This is a genomic window from Flavobacterium erciyesense, assembly GCF_018069925.1.
Classification (GTDB): Bacteria; Bacteroidota; Bacteroidia; order Flavobacteriales; family Flavobacteriaceae; genus Flavobacterium; species Flavobacterium erciyesense.
This window is the reverse complement of sequence record NZ_JAGPXB010000005.1, coordinates 55570-73613: the sequence shown is the minus strand read 5'-3', so window position 1 is coordinate 73613 and position 18044 is coordinate 55570. Positions and strand designations below refer to the sequence as shown.

16 protein-coding genes are annotated in these 18044 nt (G+C 35.9%); 8 read left to right on the top strand and 8 right to left on the bottom strand.

Annotation, left to right across the window (positions count from 1 at the left end; genetic code table 11):
* Nucleotides 1-87 precede the first annotated feature (87 nt).
* A complete protein-coding gene (locus tag KBJ98_RS07225; RefSeq protein ID WP_210789085.1) occupies nt 88-1149 on the bottom strand; it encodes an acyl-CoA reductase in 1062 nt (353 codons plus the stop codon).
* 134 nt (nt 1150-1283) lie between these two features.
* Between KBJ98_RS07225 and KBJ98_RS07220 the strand changes: the two genes are divergently transcribed.
* Nucleotides 1284-1634, top strand: coding sequence for a 4Fe-4S dicluster domain-containing protein (locus tag KBJ98_RS07220; protein WP_166137409.1), 351 nt, complete (start codon nt 1284-1286; stop codon nt 1632-1634).
* Nucleotides 1635-1768: 134 nt separating this feature from the next.
* Here the strand turns inward: KBJ98_RS07220 and KBJ98_RS07215 are convergent, their stop codons facing one another.
* A complete protein-coding gene (locus tag KBJ98_RS07215; RefSeq protein WP_210789083.1) occupies nt 1769-4417 on the bottom strand; it encodes a TonB-dependent receptor in 2649 nt (882 codons plus the stop codon).
* Between the two features lie 287 nt (nt 4418-4704).
* Here KBJ98_RS07215 and ychF point away from each other — a divergent pair, with 287 nt between their 5' ends.
* The 7 genes from ychF to KBJ98_RS07180 all read left to right on the top strand — a co-directional run bounded on the left by ychF (nt 4705) and on the right by KBJ98_RS07180 (nt 13942).
* Entirely contained in the window at nt 4705-5799 is a 1095-nt protein-coding gene (gene ychF / locus KBJ98_RS07210; RefSeq protein ID WP_210789081.1) for a redox-regulated ATPase YchF, read from the top strand.
* Between the two features lie 688 nt (nt 5800-6487).
* The gene (locus tag KBJ98_RS07205) at nt 6488-7009 is read left to right on the top strand and encodes an NADPH-dependent FMN reductase (protein WP_210789078.1); all 522 of its coding nucleotides are present in this window, start codon (nt 6488-6490) and stop codon (nt 7007-7009) included.
* Nucleotides 7010-7366: 357 nt separating this feature from the next.
* On the top strand, nt 7367-9235 hold the full coding sequence (locus tag KBJ98_RS07200) for a DNA topoisomerase IV subunit B (protein ID WP_210789076.1): 1869 nt from the start codon (nt 7367-7369) through the stop codon (nt 9233-9235).
* A 22-nt stretch (nt 9236-9257) separates the two neighbouring features.
* Entirely contained in the window at nt 9258-9869 is a 612-nt protein-coding gene (locus tag KBJ98_RS07195; RefSeq protein ID WP_086453204.1) for a hypothetical protein, read from the top strand.
* A 28-nt stretch (nt 9870-9897) separates the two neighbouring features.
* The gene (locus KBJ98_RS07190; RefSeq protein WP_210789074.1) at nt 9898-10077 is read left to right on the top strand and encodes a hypothetical protein; all 180 of its coding nucleotides are present in this window, start codon (nt 9898-9900) and stop codon (nt 10075-10077) included.
* A gap of 49 nt (nt 10078-10126) precedes the next feature.
* Entirely contained in the window at nt 10127-11254 is a 1128-nt protein-coding gene (locus KBJ98_RS07185; RefSeq protein WP_210789072.1) for a PDDEXK nuclease domain-containing protein, read from the top strand.
* On the top strand, nt 11255-13942 hold the full coding sequence (locus tag KBJ98_RS07180) for a DNA gyrase/topoisomerase IV subunit A (RefSeq protein ID WP_210789070.1): 2688 nt from the start codon (nt 11255-11257) through the stop codon (nt 13940-13942).
* 125 nt (nt 13943-14067) lie between these two features.
* Here KBJ98_RS07180 and KBJ98_RS07175 read toward each other — a convergent pair whose 3' ends face one another.
* From KBJ98_RS07175 to murQ, 6 genes are all read right to left on the bottom strand, one after another.
* The gene (locus KBJ98_RS07175; RefSeq protein WP_210789067.1) at nt 14068-14847 is read right to left on the bottom strand and encodes a TerC family protein; all 780 of its coding nucleotides are present in this window, start codon (nt 14845-14847) and stop codon (nt 14068-14070) included.
* 23 nt (nt 14848-14870) lie between these two features.
* Nucleotides 14871-15245 (bottom strand): DNA topoisomerase IV, encoded by a 375-nt coding sequence (locus KBJ98_RS07170; RefSeq protein ID WP_166137433.1) that lies wholly within the window; start codon nt 15243-15245, stop codon nt 14871-14873.
* Between the two features lie 162 nt (nt 15246-15407).
* Complete coding sequence (locus KBJ98_RS07165) at nt 15408-15980, bottom strand: pentapeptide repeat-containing protein (RefSeq protein ID WP_210789065.1); 573 nt, start codon at nt 15978-15980, stop codon at nt 15408-15410.
* Complete coding sequence (locus tag KBJ98_RS07160; RefSeq protein ID WP_166137439.1) at nt 15980-16201, bottom strand: DUF6095 family protein; 222 nt, start codon at nt 16199-16201, stop codon at nt 15980-15982. The genes KBJ98_RS07165 and KBJ98_RS07160 overlap by 1 nt, the downstream gene beginning before the upstream one ends.
* 110 nt (nt 16202-16311) lie before the next feature.
* The gene (locus tag KBJ98_RS07155; RefSeq protein ID WP_210789063.1) at nt 16312-17169 is read right to left on the bottom strand and encodes a hypothetical protein; all 858 of its coding nucleotides are present in this window, start codon (nt 17167-17169) and stop codon (nt 16312-16314) included.
* Between the two features lie 26 nt (nt 17170-17195).
* Nucleotides 17196-18017: an N-acetylmuramic acid 6-phosphate etherase gene (gene murQ, locus KBJ98_RS07150; RefSeq protein ID WP_210789062.1), complete on the bottom strand. Its 822-nt coding sequence runs from the start codon at nt 18015-18017 to the stop codon at nt 17196-17198.
* Nucleotides 18018-18044 lie beyond the last annotated feature (27 nt).

Here is an 18044-nt window from a genome sequence, read left to right as displayed (position 1 = left end):
GTAGTTTATATCCAAAAAATTAAAGTGCAAATTTCGGCAATACTTGCTTAATAAGGACTATTTAATTCGGAATAATTACACTTTTTTCTACGGCAAACTTGTTAAAAATGAAATTGTATCGATGTTATCTGCGTAATTCCACAATCGCGGATTTTGAGTTTCGCCAAAGGCTACACTGTTTTCAATCAAATCATCTGATACAATGCACTGTAGTAGGTCTTTTTCGTTTTCTAAACGATTTTTGAGTTCATCAAGGTTATCGTAATATTCATAAAATACACTCGAAATTGGCGAGGCATGACTCACATCTTCTTTAATGGTCAAAAAGCCATTGTCAAGCAATTTAAAATTACTCATCAAGAAAACGGCTTTGTTGTAATCGTAATTATTGGCGTATTTCTCGTAATGAATTACATCTTGGTAGGCAAAAATCGCTTCAAAGAACGGAACAAACGAGTAATCTTTTGGAACAAACAGTTTAGAAACGTTACGGCAACCTAAACCAAAATACCTAAAAATATCTTCGCCCAAGGCATGGAGTTGTGCTGCAGTTTCGTTGCCTGTCAATACGGCTACCGAATTACGGCTTTTTCTAATGATAGCGGGTTTGTCTTTAAAATAATATTCAAAATAACGTGCTGTATTGTTGCTTCCGGTTGCAATTACAGCGTCAAAATTTTCTAATTTGCCTTCAACGAAAGCAATTTTAGTGGCAAATTCAGGCTCAATTGCAATGAGATATTTAGCCAAAAATGGCAATAAATGCTGGTCGTTTGAAGAGGTTTTAACAACCACATTATGACCGCAAATTAAAACCGATAAAAAATCATGAAAACCAACTAACGGAATATTTCCTGCCAATATTAAAGCAATAGTTTTTGGTTGTTGCTTCTCAATTTCATACGATTTTAACCACTGATCTAAATTTTCAGGAGTTAATGCTTGCGCCCATGAATTAATGGCATAATATACATTCTCGGGAGTGTACCAGCCGTTATGGCTTTGTGACAAATGAATCAAATCATGAAACGAGTCAAAAAAAGTATCGTTATGCAAAACTGCATCATTTTTTGAGGTGTTGTCGGCTGTAAATTGTCCGAGAAATTTACCTAATGCAACAAAAATACTTTTTTTTGTTTCTAATGTCATAATGTTTGCTTATGAATTGTTTTGATTGTAATTTTGCACAAAAATAAGCATAAATATGTCTAAAGTCAAAGGTCTAGCGTTCAAAAGAAATTGATCGTTGCCAGCAGACCGTCAGACTTTAAAAATTATATATCATGGCAATTATTATAACAGACGAGTGCATCAATTGTGGGGCCTGCGAACCAGAGTGCCCAAATACAGCAATTTACGAAGGTGCAGATGATTGGAGGTACAAGGATGGAACTAAATTATCGGGTACGATTATTCTTCCTGATGGAACTGAAGTAGATGCCGAAGCGGCTCAAACTCCAATTTCTGACGAGGTGTATTACATCGTTCCTGGAAAATGTACCGAGTGTAAAGGATTTCATGATGAGCCACAGTGTGCAGCAGTTTGTCCTGTTGATTGTTGTGTGCCTGATGATAATCACGTAGAAAGCGAAGAAACATTGTTAAACAGACAAGCTTTTTTACATAACGAATAATAGCTTTTTATTTTAAAGCATAAAAAAACCTGAGAATATCTCAGGTTTTTTTGTGGTTATTATTTTGCGAATGTGAAGAAAAAAAGGACCATCTTTCGATAGTCCTTTTTTTTTGTTATTTGGGTATTCTAAAATTAGAATTTGTAGTTCAAAGATAAATTAAACATCGTTCCTAATTGACTAAAGTGGTATCCATCGTAAGTCATTTGAGAGTAACGTTGGTTAAATGTGATCAAGTTAGATTGTGTTTTAACTTGTGCTGGGTCATTTAAGATCGCTACACCAGCTGCATTTTCAGCTTTGAAATTCCATTCTGGTAAAACATTCAAAAGGTTATTTACATTTAAAGCTAAAGTCAATTTATCAGTAGCAGAGAACGTAACTCCTAAATCAGTAACAATTTTTGGTGTAAACTCAGTTCTTAAGTTTGCATTCATACCATCTTGTTTGAAAGTTGATTTTCCGAAATAGGTGTTATTCAAAGAAAAACCAAATTTGCCAATTTCATAGTTTGCTCCCAAAATCCATTTAGTTTCTGGTCTTGAAGTAAACATCAATGCATCTAAAGTTGCTCCAAATGAATTGTTTGTTACAGGAGAAATTCTTTCATTTTGGAAAGTCACGTTACCAGATAAATTGAATCCTAATTTTCCTTCTCCTAGTAGAATGTTACTGTAGTTTGTTACGACATCTAAACCTGCTGTTCTAGAATCAAATGAATTAGAGAAGTAAGCGATGTTACCAAATTGAGTGTCTTGTCTGTCACCTAAAACAATTCTGTCTTTCACTTTAATATTGTAGTAATCTACCGTAAGGCTAAAGTTTTTAGAAGGTTTAGCGCCAAAACCAACAGTAATGTTAGTTGATTTTTCAGCATCTAGTTGTGGTACACCCAAAATACGTGCTTGTGGTGAAACGTTATTAATGATACCACTTACTTGAATTCCTTGACCAGCTACAAATGAATATTGTGCTTTTTGAGTATAAATCTGGTGCAAAGTTGGTGCTCTAAATCCAGTAGAAACTGATCCTCTAAAAGTAATTTTGTCATCTAAAAATTTATATCTAGAGCTAATTTTCCAAACTGTAGCTCCACCAAAATCGCTATAATCTTCGTAACGAAGTGTTCCATTAATTAAGAAATCTTCGGTAACGTCATAAGCTAAATCAAAGTAAGCTCCTAAATTGTAACGGTTCCATTTTCCAGAATTTTCAGGTCTGTTTCCTGCAAATGAGTCAGCTCCAATTCCGTCCCAAGATGCTTTGTCACCTTCTGTTACTTCAAAAGTTTCTGTTCTAATTTCTGATCCAAATCCAATACTAACTTTGTCAGATAAGTTTTTAGAAATATCTAAGTTACCCACAATATGATTGAAAGAAGTTCCTCCAGGCTTGAATGTGATAGGGCTATTCTCTAAGTAAACATTGTTACCATCCTCATCTTGAATGTCAGAGCGGTTAAATGAATTTTCTACACTGTACGTCTGAGAGTTTCCTCCAACTGTAATACTTGCGTCAGTATTCCAACCATTTTTCACGGCTTTGTAACCTAATGTTGCGTTGTAATCGTTCAAATCTCCTGTGAAAGTAGGTACATAACCTTTGTAAGAAGCTGCAGTTCCGTTTCCGAAGAAATCAGCTAAGAAAGGATAATCAGCCAAAGTTCTCCAATATGGTGTTCTGTAATTGGCAAATGAATTTACTTTTTTGTAAACATAAGCCGCATTATAGTATAATGAAGTGTCGTCAGATAATCCAAATCCACCATTTACTAAAAATTTAGCAGCAGCGGTTTCAGGTGATCCATTGATATTTCCTGCATCTGGTTTTAATGCTAAAAACGATTGTACATCTGCTAGTGATGCTCCAAAATCAGCTGCTTCTCCAGCCGCATCTACTTTACCGGGTCTGTTAGCAAGGTTTACTTTAGAAAAATCTACTGTATAGTTGATGAATCCTTTTTCACCTACCTCAGAACCATTATTTAAGCTAATACCGATCATTTCTCCATCACCTTCCGATGTCATTCCACTCCTCATAGTTACCGATGGGCCATTTGTGTTTTTCTTTAAGATGATGTTCATTACACCTGCAATCGCATCAGAGCCGTACTGCGCAGAAGCACCATCACGTAAAATCTCTACTTTTTCAATTGCGTCAGTTGGAATCGCTGAGATATCAGATCCTGTTTCACCGCGTCCTGGAGAAGTTTGCACATACAATAAAGAACTTAAGTTTTTTCTTTTACCGTTAATTAAGATCAACGTTCTACTTGGTCCCATATTTCTAATCTCATACGGGTCAAGTAATGAAGTTGCATCATTAACAGGAGTTTGCACTGTGTTAAATGAAGGTATTTTGTACTGTAAAGCTTTATCAAAAGTGGCTTGTCCTGTTGAAGTTAAGTCTTTTGAAGACAATACATCTATAGGTAGTGCTGAAGTAGTATTGCTTCGAGGAGCTGTTCTAGTTCCTGTTACTACAACTTCATTTAAGTTTTGCCCACCTTCTTCTGACATAACCACATTAATTATAGCTTCAGTAGTGGCTCTTTCTACTTTATTAAAGCCCACGTAACTAAATACAAGGGTTGCGCCATCTTTTACTTTGATCTTGTACGAACCATCAGTATCTGTTGATACTCCGTTTTGCGTTCCTTTTTCAACAATATTTACTCCTGGGAGTGTGTTGCCGCTGTTGTCTTTTACAACTCCCGAAACCTGCTTCTGTGCGAAGGCAAAGGAGATGTTTAATAGAATTAATAAAAATGCGAATTTTTTCATAATACGTTGTGATTTTTTTGGTTTGATTAGAATTTGGTTGCAAGATATATATCTTTTAACAAAACATTAGTATCAAATTTTGATTTTTTTTCGATTTTAACAGTTCTTACTGTTTTAAGCCTTCTATTGCGTATTGAAAACCTATTTTAAAATGGTATATTTGCCAACTTTTAGCAATAAGCTACCTTCTTTATTTTTTGTAAGGTGGTCTAAAACAGTAAAAATCAATTAATGGCATTGCCCGAAACAAGTGGCAAGTCTCTTTATTATAGAAAAAGTATTTACACATGAAAGCAGGAATTGTAGGGTTACCTAATGTTGGAAAATCAACTTTGTTCAATTGTTTGTCAAACGCAAAAGCGCAAAGTGCTAACTTTCCTTTTTGTACCATTGAACCAAATATTGGTGTGGTAAATGTTCCCGATCCAAGAATTAACAAACTAGAAGAATTGGTAAAACCAGAACGCGTAATAATGGCGACTGTAGATATCGTTGATATTGCAGGTTTGGTAAAAGGAGCAAGTAAAGGCGAAGGTTTAGGAAATCAATTTCTTGGAAACATTAGAGAGTGTAATGCTATTATTCACGTTTTACGTTGTTTTGATAACGATAATATTGTACACGTAGATGGTAATGTAAACCCAATTCGCGACAAAGAAACTATTGATATCGAGTTGCAGTTAAAAGATTTAGAAACAGTTGAAAAGCGTTTAGAAAAAGTAAATCGTGCTGCAAAAACAGGTAACAAAGAAGCGCAAACTGAAAAAGCACTTTTAGACCGTATTAAAGATGCTTTGCTTCAAGCAAAATCAGCCCGTACCATCGTTCCTCAAAGCAATGACGAAGAGGTTTTAATGGAGGCTTTTCAATTAATCACTGCAAAACCAGTATTGTACGTTTGTAATGTTGACGAGAATTCAGCTGTAAACGGAAACAAATACGTAGACCAAGTAAAAGAATTGGTAAAGGATGAAGATGCTGAGGTAATTATCCTTTCAGTAGGAGCCGAGGCTGATATTACCGAATTAGAAAGCTACGAAGAGCGTCAAGTTTTTCTTGAAGATATGGGACTTGAAGAGCCAGGTGCATCTGTTTTAATTCGTGCTGCATACAAATTGCTAAAACAGCAAACTTATTTTACTGCAGGTGTAAAAGAGGTTCGCGCTTGGACCATTAATATTGGTGCAACTGCACCGCAAGCAGCAGGAGTAATCCATACTGATTTCGAAAAAGGATTCATTCGTGCCGAGGTGATTTCTTATGAGGATTATGTTACTTATGGTTCAGAAGCTAAATGCAAAGAAGCTGGCAAATTTAAAGTTGAAGGCAAAGAATACGTTGTAAAAGATGGTGATGTAATGCACTTTAGATTTAACGTCTAGTTTTTAATTGGTCACAAGTCAAAATAGAAAAGTCGAAAGTTAGTAATAGCTTTCGACTTTTTTTTTGAACCCAATCCCGCTTTCCGCTTCAAGATTTTTAGCTAAAGTCACTTTTTCTAAGCCCCAAAAGGAGCTTCCGTTGGTCGCTCTTTTAGTGCAAGAAAAAATAGTGACTTTAGCTAAAAATGCTTTCCGCTGCAATCGGGGGTAGGTGCGTTTCTTATAAATTCGTTGGTTGCAATTAGTTTTTGATGTCGCCTCACGGAGATGCTTCGTTCCTCAGGAAGACAAAGTAACAGCACAAAACAAGCCCAAATTTGTCATTCTTACGGAGGAGGAAGCCCAATCAGTTGCACACAACACGGATATGCTTCCGTTCCTCAGCATGACAAAGAATAAGAACAAAACAAGCCCAAATTTGTCATTCCGACGAAGGAGGAATCTAAACAAGTTGCTCAACGCACGGAGATACTTCTTTCCTCAGTAAGTCAAAATAACCAGATCAGTAGAAATCGAACTTAAGTTTTTTAATTCGTATTTTTAAGAAGCGTAGATATAAAAAAAAAACAGTTTTACTAAAAGTTCTCTATTAATCCGTTTCTGTTGCGTTTGAAAAAATTGTAAGTTTACTTTTTTACAAAAGTCTGATAAATTCAAGACTCTAAATTATGATTCTAAAACCAATCCTATGAAGATAATCGCTTTTGGCGCTAGCAGCAGTAAAAACTCAATTAATAAACACTTGGCAACTTACGCGGCAAGTTTGTTTAGTGCAACTGAAGTACAAGTTGTAGATTTAAACGATTATCAAATGCCGCTTTTTAGCGTTGATTTAGAAGCCGAAATTGGGCAGCATGAACTAGCTAAAGCCTTTTTACATACGCTTTCTACAGCTGATTTGTTGGTGGTGTCAATGGCGGAGCATAATGGCAATTATTCGGTGGTCTTTAAAAATATTTACGATTGGTGTTCTCGAATTACTCCCAAAGTTTTTCAAGACAAACCAATGCTATTGCTAGCTACTTCGCCGGGAGCACGTGGTGGCGCTTCGGTTTTAGAAATTGCTAAAAATGCTTTTCCGCGCTACGGAGCCGATGTGAAAGCAACTTTTTCGTTACCTAGTTTTAATGATAATTTCGATCTTGCAAAAGGCGTGATTAAAAATGAAGAATTGGATTTGAACTTGAGAAAAATGATCTCACTTTTTTAATTGCCAAATATTGGCTAAATAGCAAATTAAATAAACTCGTCTCATTACCCCCGACAGCAGCGGCATCCTTGTGACGGTGGCATTTATGCCGGCACAAGATATAGCGAATGGCGGGAGTGAGTGTCTTTAAAAGAGGATTGCTGTGGTCCTAAATAAAAAAACGCAGGTCTTTAGGGTGCAGTAAATTCGGACTCTGATTTCAAAATTGTTGGTGGGGTTTCGTTGTCAATATCATTTTTAATAACTTTGCCTGCATCTGCTTTTTATATAGTTTGAGATGCGCTATATTAGCGCTTTCGAGGGCTAGGCGAATAGCGAAGGCCTAACTGAACGAAGTTAAAATCCACAATTTTTACCATGTCCAATCAAAATCAATATACCGAAGATAATATTCGGTCACTCGACTGGAAAGAGCACATTCGTATGCGTCCCGGGATGTATATCGGGAAATTAGGTGATGGCTCCTCGCCAGATGACGGTATTTATATTTTATTAAAAGAAGTTCTTGACAACTGTATCGATGAGTTTGTCATGGGTTCGGGCAAAACGATTGAGGTGACTATTCGCGACAAAACGGTTTCGGTGCGTGATTACGGCCGTGGAATTCCGTTAGGGAAAGTCGTTGATGTGGTTTCGAAAATGAACACGGGTGGTAAATACGACTCTAAAGCATTCCAGAAATCGGTTGGTTTGAACGGTGTGGGTACCAAGGCTGTCAATGCATTGTCGAATTATTTTAGGGTAGAATCGGTTCGAGATGATAAGCAAAAAGCTGCTGAGTTTTCGGCCGGAAATTTAGTCCTTGAAGAAGATATAATTGATACCACAAAGCGTAAAGGAACTAAAGTAACTTTTACGCCTGATGAAACCATTTTTAAAAATTACAAATTCCGTTTGGAATATGTGATCAAAATGGTCAAAAACTATTGTTACTTGAACAATGGTTTGACGATTATTTTTAATGGCGAAAAATACATTTCGGAAAACGGACTTCGTGATTTGTTAGAAGAAACAATCAATGTCGAAGACCAGGAATACCCAATTATTCACCTCAAGGAACATGATATTGAAATTGCGCTTACTCACAGTAAAACGCAATACAGTGAGGAATACCACTCGTTTGTAAACGGTCAAAACACAACACAAGGAGGAACGCACTTGGCAGCTTACAGAGAAGCCATTGTAAAAACAATCAGAGAGTTTTATAACAAAAACTTCGAAGCATCGGATGTGCGAAAATCGATTGTGAGTGCCATTAGTATCAAGGTAATGGAGCCGGTATTTGAGTCGCAGACCAAAACTAAATTAGGTTCCACAGATATGGGATCAGATGATGGCACGCCGCCAGTTTCTGTTCGTACGTTTGTAAACGATTTTATCAAAAATAAATTAGATAACTATTTACATAAAAATCCACCAACTGCTGAGGCATTATTGCGCAAAATTTTGCAGGCGGAGCGTGAGCGAAAAGAGTTATCTGGAATACGTAAACTAGCTACAGATCGTGCTAAAAAAGCCAACCTACACAATAAAAAATTAAGAGATTGTCGTGCGCATTTGCCCGATACTAAAAATCCTAGAAACTTAGAGAGTACACTTTTTATTACCGAGGGAGATTCGGCTTCGGGATCCATTACCAAGTCTCGTGATGTGAATACGCAAGCCGTGTTTAGTTTGCGTGGAAAGCCGCTGAACTCATACGGAATGAGTAAAAAAATTGTGTACGAAAACGAAGAATTCAACTTGCTGCAAGCCGCTTTGGATATTGAGGATGGTCTCGAAAAGTTGCGTTACAACAACATTGTAATCGCTACCGATGCCGATGTCGATGGAATGCACATTCGATTGTTATTGATTACTTTCTTTTTGCAATTTTTCCCTGAACTAATCAAAGAAGGACATTTGTATATTTTGCAAACGCCACTTTTTAGGGTTCGAAACAAGAAGGAAACGATTTATTGTTACTCTGAAGAAGAGCGTAAAGATGCTATTGAAAAATTAAAACCAAAACCAGAAATCACCCGATTTAAAGGTTTAGGAGAGATTTCACCAGATGAGTTCAAGAATTTTATTGGAGAAACCATTCGTTTAGATCCTATTATGATGGATAAAAATACGTCGATTGAGCAGTTACTTTCCTTTTATATGGGCAAAAATACGCCAGACCGACAAGAGTTTATTATCAAGAACTTGAAGGTGGAGTTGGATGCTTTGGTAGAGGAATGATTTTAATTAGGATATTTAGTTTATGCGGAGAATAATATTTTTTGTTGCTATTTTATTATTGGTTTGTTGTAAAAATGAAAATGTACAGCAGTCACTAGAGTCGGAAGGGATTCCTATCGAAAAATCAATTAGTAAAATAATTAATAAAAGAGATTTTCCAATAAAGAAGTTCTCTAAGATTGAATTGGTTTCGTATTATAATAGGGTAGTATGGGATACTATAAAATACAAGGGTGAGTCTGCTTCATATAAAGTAGTAGTTGATAATTATAAATTTACTTTTGATAGTACAATGATTCAAGAGAGAGTAATTTTAAATAAAAGTCAAGAGAAAGAACTTATTAATCTGTTGATTAGTGATACTTGTATTCCCCAAGAGATGGAAGCGGGGTGTTATAATCCAAGGCATATGATCTTGTTTAGAGATGAAAAGAATAGAATCATTGGTTACAATGAGTTTTGTACGAGTTGTATTGGTTCAAGAAATTCAAGTAATTTAGAAGGATTCCAAAAATATTGTTATGCTGATATGGCTGAGCTTTTTCGAAAATTTGGAATAAAACTTTTTGTAGAATATGGAGATGGAAATGGAGCAAAAGAATATAATTTTTTTAAAAGTAAAGGTTTTAACTAATTGACAAACATTAATTAAAAAAGGAAGTATGAACAAAATTACTCTAATATTTGGCTCAATTTTTACTCTAGCTGTTTCAGTATTATTTTTCATTAATTTATCAAATGATCATAAAGAGTGCGGTAAAATCGTTAAAAATCACGTTGATGCAAGCGGAAATAAAGTTGAAGTTGTAGAACATATCTGTAAGGAGAACTATTCTTTTTAGCAAAACAGAAAAAAAATATACAAAATTACCATTCAATAGCATATTTTTAATGAAAGACGAAGAAGGTATATTCGAGGAAAAGCTTAAAAATAAAGTTTTGTTTTCTCAAGTTGTTGAGTTACTACAAAATGCTCGAACGCAAGTTTTACGCACTGTAAACTCAACGATGGTCTATACCTATTTTGAAATTGGAAGAATGATTGTTGAAGAAGAACAAAATGGAAACAACCGAGCAGAATATGGGAAGCAATTATTGAAAGGACTTTCTAAAGAGTTAACTACTGAGTTTGGGAAAGGGTTTTCAGTTGAAAATCTAGAGAGAATCAGAAAGTTTTATACAATTTATGCAAATTCGTTGACAGTGTCTACGATTTCTGAAAATGTAAAATCACAGTCACTGTCTACGGAATTACAAATAAGAGAAAGTGAATTTAGATTATCACAAAATGACCGATTAAAATCAGCAAGACTAACTTTGATCTTCAAATTAACTTGGTCTCATTATAATTTTTTGATTCGAATTGATGATGAAAAGGAAAGGCGTTTTTACGAGATAGAATCAGAAAAATACAATTGGAGTGTTCGTGAGTTAAAAAGACAATATGATTCGGCACTTTATACACGATTGGCTTTGAGCAGGGATAAAGAAGGGATTTTGAAACTTTCTGAAAAAGGTCAAATTATTGAGAAACCAAAAGATATTATTAAAGATCCTTATATTTTAGAATTTCTAGGCTTACCTGAATTGCATCAGTATTCCGAATCGGAACTAGAAGAGGAAATCATTGATAAACTTGAGCATTTTTTATTAGAATTAGGTCACGGTTTTACTTTTGTGGCGAGACAAAATAGAATTACTTTTGATGATAAACATTTTCGAATCGATTTGGTTTTTTATAACCGAATATTAAAATGTTTTGTTCTAATTGATTTAAAAATAGGGGAATTAAAGCATCAAGACTTAGGACAAATGCAAATGTATGTCAATTATTATGACAGAGAAATGCGTTTGGAGGATGAAAATAAAACGATTGGAATTGTGCTTTGCCAAAACAAAAGCGATTTGGTTGTCGAGTATACTTTGCCTGAAAATAATGAGCAAATATTTGCCAGTAAATACAAAACAATTCTGCCTAGCAGAGAAGATTTAATACAATTAATTTCGGAATCAAAATAAATGAAAGACGAAGAAGAAGAAAATACAATTCCTGAGGGAGAAGAAAATGAAGATGTAAGTAACGACGCTGGTTTCGAAGACATAAAAACCTCGAGTGGCATGCAGCATTTTTACGAAAACAATAATGAAGAAGGCGATACCATAACCAAGGTTACGGGCATGTACAAAGATTGGTTTCTGGATTATGCTTCGTATGTAATTTTGGAACGTGCCGTACCTGCTATTGAGGATGGATTTAAACCTGTACAACGTAGAATCATGCACTCACTTAAAGAGTTGGATGACGGTCGTTATAATAAGGTAGCCAATGTAGTAGGGCACACCATGCAGTATCACCCTCACGGAGATGCGAGTATTGGTGACGCTATGGTGCAAATTGGCCAGAAAGATTTATTGATTGATTGCCAAGGAAACTGGGGAAATATCTTAACAGGCGATGGCGCTGCGGCTTCGCGTTACATTGAGGCGCGTTTATCCAAGTTTGCTTTGGAGGTTTTGTATTCTCCAAAAATTACCGATTGGGGTGTTTCGTATGACGGTCGTCGTGCTGAGCCAAACAATCTTCCTGTTAAGTTTCCGTTGCTTTTGGCACAAGGAGCAGAAGGGATTGCTGTAGGACTTTCCACGAAAGTGTTGCCGCACAATTTCAACGAATTGCTCGATGCTTCGGTTAAAATATTAAAAGGAAAACCATTTACCTTATACCCAGATTTCTTGACGCAAGGTATTGCTGATGTATCGAATTACAATGACGGAATGCGTGGCGGACGTGTACGCGTTCGTGCCAAAATTGCCCAATTAGATAAAAATACGTTGGTGATTACGCAAATTCCGTTTTCGACCAATACGACCACTTTAATTGATAGTATTTTGAAAGCCAATGAAAAAGGCAAAATCAAAATCAAAAAAATTGAAGACAATACTGCTGCCGAAGTTGAAATTTTAATTCATCTTTTTCCAGGAGTTTCTCCAGACAAAACTATTGATGCTTTGTTTGCTTTTACAGCTTGCGAAACATCAGTTGCACCTTTGGGTTGTGTGATTGAAGATAACAAACCTTTGTTTATTGGGGTTTCTGAAATGTTGCGCATTTCAACCGCAAGAACCGTTGATTTATTGAAGCAAGAACTCGAAATTCAACTCGAAGAATTAAAAAACAAGTGGCACTTTTCAACACTAGAGAAAATTTTCATTCGCGAAGAAATGTACATTGATTTTAAGTTATATGGTGATAGAGAAGCGCTGTATACCTATTTGTACGATCGTTTTGAGCCTTTCAAAGAATCATTTGTTAGAGAAATTAATGATGACGATTTGCAGCGCTTAACGCAGATTCCGATGATTCGTATCACGCGTTTTGACTCCGATAAGGCTGACGATATGATTGCCAAGTTAGAAGCCGAAATGCAAGAAGTAGAGCATCATTTAGCAAACTTAAACGATTTTGCAATTGCCTATTTCACCAAGTTAAAAGAGAAATACGGTAAAGGACGCGAACGCCAAACCGAATTGCGCATTTTTGATGATATCGAAGCAACAAAAGTAGTCTTACGCAACACTAAACTGTATGTCAACCGCGAGGAAGGTTTTGTGGGGACTAGTTTAAAGAAAGACGAATACGTCACCGATTGTTCTGATATTGATGATGTGATTGTGTTTATGCGCGATGGAAAAATGATGATCACCAAAGTCGATGCAAAGACTTTCGTAGGAAAAGATATTATTCACGTAGCTATTTTTGACAAGAGCGACAAGCGTACGATTTACAACTTGATTTACCGCGACGGAAAATCGGGTCCATCGTACATCAAACGTTTTAATGTATCGGGCGTTACGCGTGATAAGCCATATGATTTAACCAATGAAACTGCGGGATCTCAAATTGTATACTTTTCATGCAATCCAAACGGAGAGGCTGAGGTAATTACTATTTTGCTGCGCCAAGTGGGAACTATCAAAAAATTAAAATTTGATATTGACTTTGCTAACTTAGCCATCAAAGGGCGAAGTTCAAAAGGAAATTTAGTTACCAAATACCCAATCAAAAAGATTGAACTGAAAGAAAAAGGAATTTCTACTTTGTTGCCTCGTAAAGTTTGGTTTGACGATACGGTACAACGTTTAAATGTAGACGGACGTGGGGAATTACTCGGTGAATTCAGACCTTCAGATAAAATTTTGATCGTTTCGCAATCAGGGAAATTAAAAGTGATTACGCCTGAATTAACCACACATTTTGATCAAGACATGATTGTTTTGGAGAAATGGAATCCGAAAAAACCTATTTCGGCTATTTATTACGACGGTGAAAAAGAACGCTACTACATCAAACGCTTTTTGGTAGAAACCGAAAACAAAGAAGAAGCCTTCATCTCAGAGCATGCTAATTCAAGACTCGAAATTGTTTCAACCGATTACAGACCCGTTGCCGAATTGATTTTTGCAAAAGTAAAAGGCGTTCAAAAAGAAAATCAAATTGTAGATGTAGAGGCTTTTATCGCCGTAAAAGGATTCAAAGCACAGGGTAATCAATTGACTACTGATAAATTAAAACAAGTCAATTTGCTAGATCCACTGCCGTATGAAGAACCAGTAGAAGAGGTTCCTGAACCAACTGTTTTAAGCGATGAAGATGCAGGTCCGGTACAACTTGACGATGATGGTCAAATCACCATGAGTTTAGATTAATTTATTCTCCATAAAAAATGCCCCCAAATAGTGCGATACTATTTGGGGGCATTCTATTTTATAAATGAATTTGAGTTCACTTCTCACAACTCACCATTCACAACTCACCATTCACTTCTCACTTCTTACGATTTACTTTTACTTTTATTCATTTTCATATTCAGTACTTCTACTAATAATGAGAACGAAATCGCAAAGTACAAGTAGCCTTTTGGCACTGGAGTTACATGACTTCCAAAGATTAAAGCGTTAGATAAATGTGCGCTTTCAGTAAGTAACATCATCCCAATTAAGATCAAAAAAGATAATCCTAAAATTTGAATCGATGGATGTTTGTTTACAAAATTTCCAACAGGAACTGCAAACTGCATCATCACGAGTACTGAAATAATAACGGCAGTAATCATAATATAAAGTGCGCCTTCAACACCATTGGTCATCCCCACGGCAGTCAAAATACTATCAAAAGAAAATACAAGGTCAATTAAAATGATTTGAAAAATTACATTTTGAAACGACTTGGTTGCGGCTTTGCCCAACTCTTTTTCTTCATGGCCTTTTTCGTCTACTTTCTCTCTAATTTCGTTGGTACTTTTGTAAATTAAGAACAATCCACCGCCAAAAAGAATCAAACTTTGACCCGTAATTCCTGCCGAAAACCAAGGCAAATCAATATGAAACCAAGGCTCTTTCATTTGAATCAAAATATTGATACCAAATAATAGCGCAATACGCATGAACATGGCCAAAAACATACCAATTTTGGTGGCTTTCTTGCGTTGTTCTACTGGCAATTTACCCGTTGCAATCGAAATAAAAATAATGTTGTCAATTCCCAAAACAATTTCAAGAAAAGTCAAGGTTAATAAGGCTACCCAAGCATCTGGGTTCAAAAATACTTCCATTTTATAGTGTTTAAAAGTCTAAATTAATCATTAATTTTCGTTACCGTACCACGCTGTTTAGCATCAGAGCCTACCATCCCGAATTCAAATGTGTAAGAATCCTTAGTGGTGGTTAAAATTTTCATGCCAATCGCCTTTTCTTCGGCCATATTTTTTGGGTGCAATTTGAGCAAAACATATTCGCAATCATTCACCCATCTAATACTAGCTGTATCTGTTTTTCCTTCAAAAGTTTCAATTTCAATACTGTCGTTGCGCTCAAAAACAGTCGTTTTTTTAACGCCATCTACCTCGTATTCAAACTTGAATTTTCCGGTTTTAAAATCCTTACAATTGCGTTCTTGCTCGTAGCAGGAAGCCAACATAAAAATACTTACTAATGCAATAATTTTTTTCATTCTTGTTTTTTTTAGAACCTATTCCAGCTGTTCGTTGCAACGTGTTGCGTTTTTTGCTTTTTTTCTATTGCCCCAAAAGGAGCTTCCTTTGGTCGCTCTTTTTGGCCAAGAAAAAGAGCGCAAAAAACAGCAACCCAGTTTTCACTGCCATCTGGGGTAAAATTAAACTATTTTGATATCATATTTATCCAATAATCCCACAATTCCTTGCGCCGAAAATTTAGCTTTGCGCATCGGGTTGTATTCGGGGTCAATCTTATAATTGCTTGCTTTGGTAAAATCTACCGAGGCTAATTGTGTATTGTTGAAAATTGCGCCTTCCAGCATACTATCTTCAAAACTAGAGCCAGTAAGTGTACTACCAACAAAACTTACTTCTTTGAGAGAACACGCCATAAAATTAGTTTTCGGCATTTTTTTATTGGCAAACGAGGCGTAATCTAGGTTACAATCCTGAAAACTAACTTGAAACAAAAAATCAGCACATTGATCAAAGGCAATGCCTAGTAATTTGCAATTGGTAAATTGTACATTTTTGAAACTGCAGCCAGCGGTTTGAATTAGCGCCAAATTACAATCGATAAACTCACAATCCATAAAAGTGGTTTGCGACCAATTGCTCGAAGAGAAATCGCAGTTGGTAAAAACACAATCTTCAAACTCACGGTTGGTGAGTCTGTAGGAAGGCAGCACGATTTTATCGAATTTTTTTTGAAAATAGAGTAATTCTTCCATTAATCGTTAAATAAGCTTTGCATGATTATTTTTAGGCCTTTAAACATGCAATACATCGCGGCACCGCAGGCTGCAATACCTATAGCAAGAATTAAATAATGCCAAACATTTCCTTGGTTCATGAAGGCATTATAAATCAAGGACGGTCCAATAAATAACAGCGGCAACGAGCCCGCTAAATATTTAACTCCTTTGGATAAAAGTACTCTGTTGGTGCTCATAGTGATAGTTTATGCGGTTTGTAATTTTGAGGTCTTAGTTTTTGCAACTTTTAAACACAAAACAATTTTGTCGTTAATTGAAAAATAGTAAAGTGATTATATAGCGAGTGTCAGCACCAGTTTTTATATGTGTTTTTAAATTCTTCTAAAATCTCGTAAGGTATATCAAAAATTTTCATTGTGGAATTATTGTTGGTATTTTCATAGGTGTAAACTTTGATTTGATTATTTTTCGTTTTTCTACTTCCAACAAAAAAATCAATATTTTCAATAGCTTCATCAAGTTCATTACGTTCACTAAAATAAATGAATTTTTGAATTGATATAATGTGAAAAGATAATTCCTTTATTAACGGAATCAAATCTAAATCTTCTGTCATTTTATCGAGATCTCGATAAACTATACTACTAAATAATTTTTTTTCTTTTTTTAGGGATTCTAAATTTAGAAGTAATTGTGAAGAATGTTTGCTTGATTCCGGAAATTCATTATTGTAATCAATTTTGAATAAAACAACTTCTAAAGGAAATCCTAAATGCGCTGAATAGTTTCTAAGTTTAGATAGAAAACGATATGCAAAGGAATTGTCGAATAAATTATTAGTAAGTTCTGTAAAATCTTTAGCTATTTTAGAATCTTTACCGTGTTTTCTTTTAAGATACGTTTCTGCGTTATCCAAAAAGAATTTGAAACTCATTAAAACGTTAGAAATTCTTTTATTAAATTCTAACACAAAATGAATATTAGTCGAAATCATTAAATCCATTTTGTAGGCTGGTACATTTGTCCACTCTGATACAAAGTCAGCGTAATCTTTTAGATTTAATTGAAGGTATTTGAAAACAACAAATTGAGTATACGATTTCGTTAAAACTGCACTATCCTGTTTTAGAAGCATGTAAGTTTCTTCAGTTAAGGTCTGAAAAGGCTCAAATGAGTTATCTTCGAATGTTGATAATCTGATCACGGATTTTTTTTTAGAATTAGAGTCAACTAGTAACCTCTTTCACCATAATTCATCACCGCTTGTCGCACACTTTTGTGTTCCAATAATAAGGCAGATGCTTGCTCGTAGGTCACCGGAATTTCGTCCATGATCATTTTAATGCCACGATCAACAAGTTTGTTGTTACTGAGCTGCATATCGACCATTTTGTTTCCTTTTACTTTTCCGAGCTGAATCATGCTTGTAGTAGAAATCATGTTTAGCACTAGTTTTTGTGCTGTTCCGGCTTTCATGCGTGAACTTCCGGTTACGAATTCCGGACCTACAACTACATCAATTGGGAATTGTGCGGTTTGCGAAAGCGGACTGTTGGCATTACATGAAATGCTTCCGGTGGTTATGTTATTTTGGTTGCAAGCCTGTAAACCGCCAATTACGTAGGGCGTAGTGCCTGAAGCAGCGATTCCGATAACGACATCGTTGGTATTGATGTTGAAAGCTTGTAAGTCAAGCCAAGCTTGGGTGGCATTGTCTTCGGCGTTTTCAACGGCTTTGCGTATCGCGGCATCGCCACCTGCAATGATACCTACAACCAAATCAAATGGAACTCCAAAAGTAGGCGGACACTCGGAGGCATCAACTACTCCTAAGCGGCCGGATGTTCCTGCGCCAATGTAAAACAAACGCCCGCCTTGCTGCATTTTGCGTACAATTTCTTGAACTAGGGCTTCTATTTGCGGGATGGCTTTTGCCACTGCTTGTGGTACGGTTTGGTCTTCTTGGTTGATGTTGGTTAACAATTCCTGAACCGACATTTTTTCTAAGTGGTCGTATTTGGAGGCTTGTTCGGTGGTTTTTGTAAATTCCATTGCTACTGTATTTTGGGTGCCAAAGCA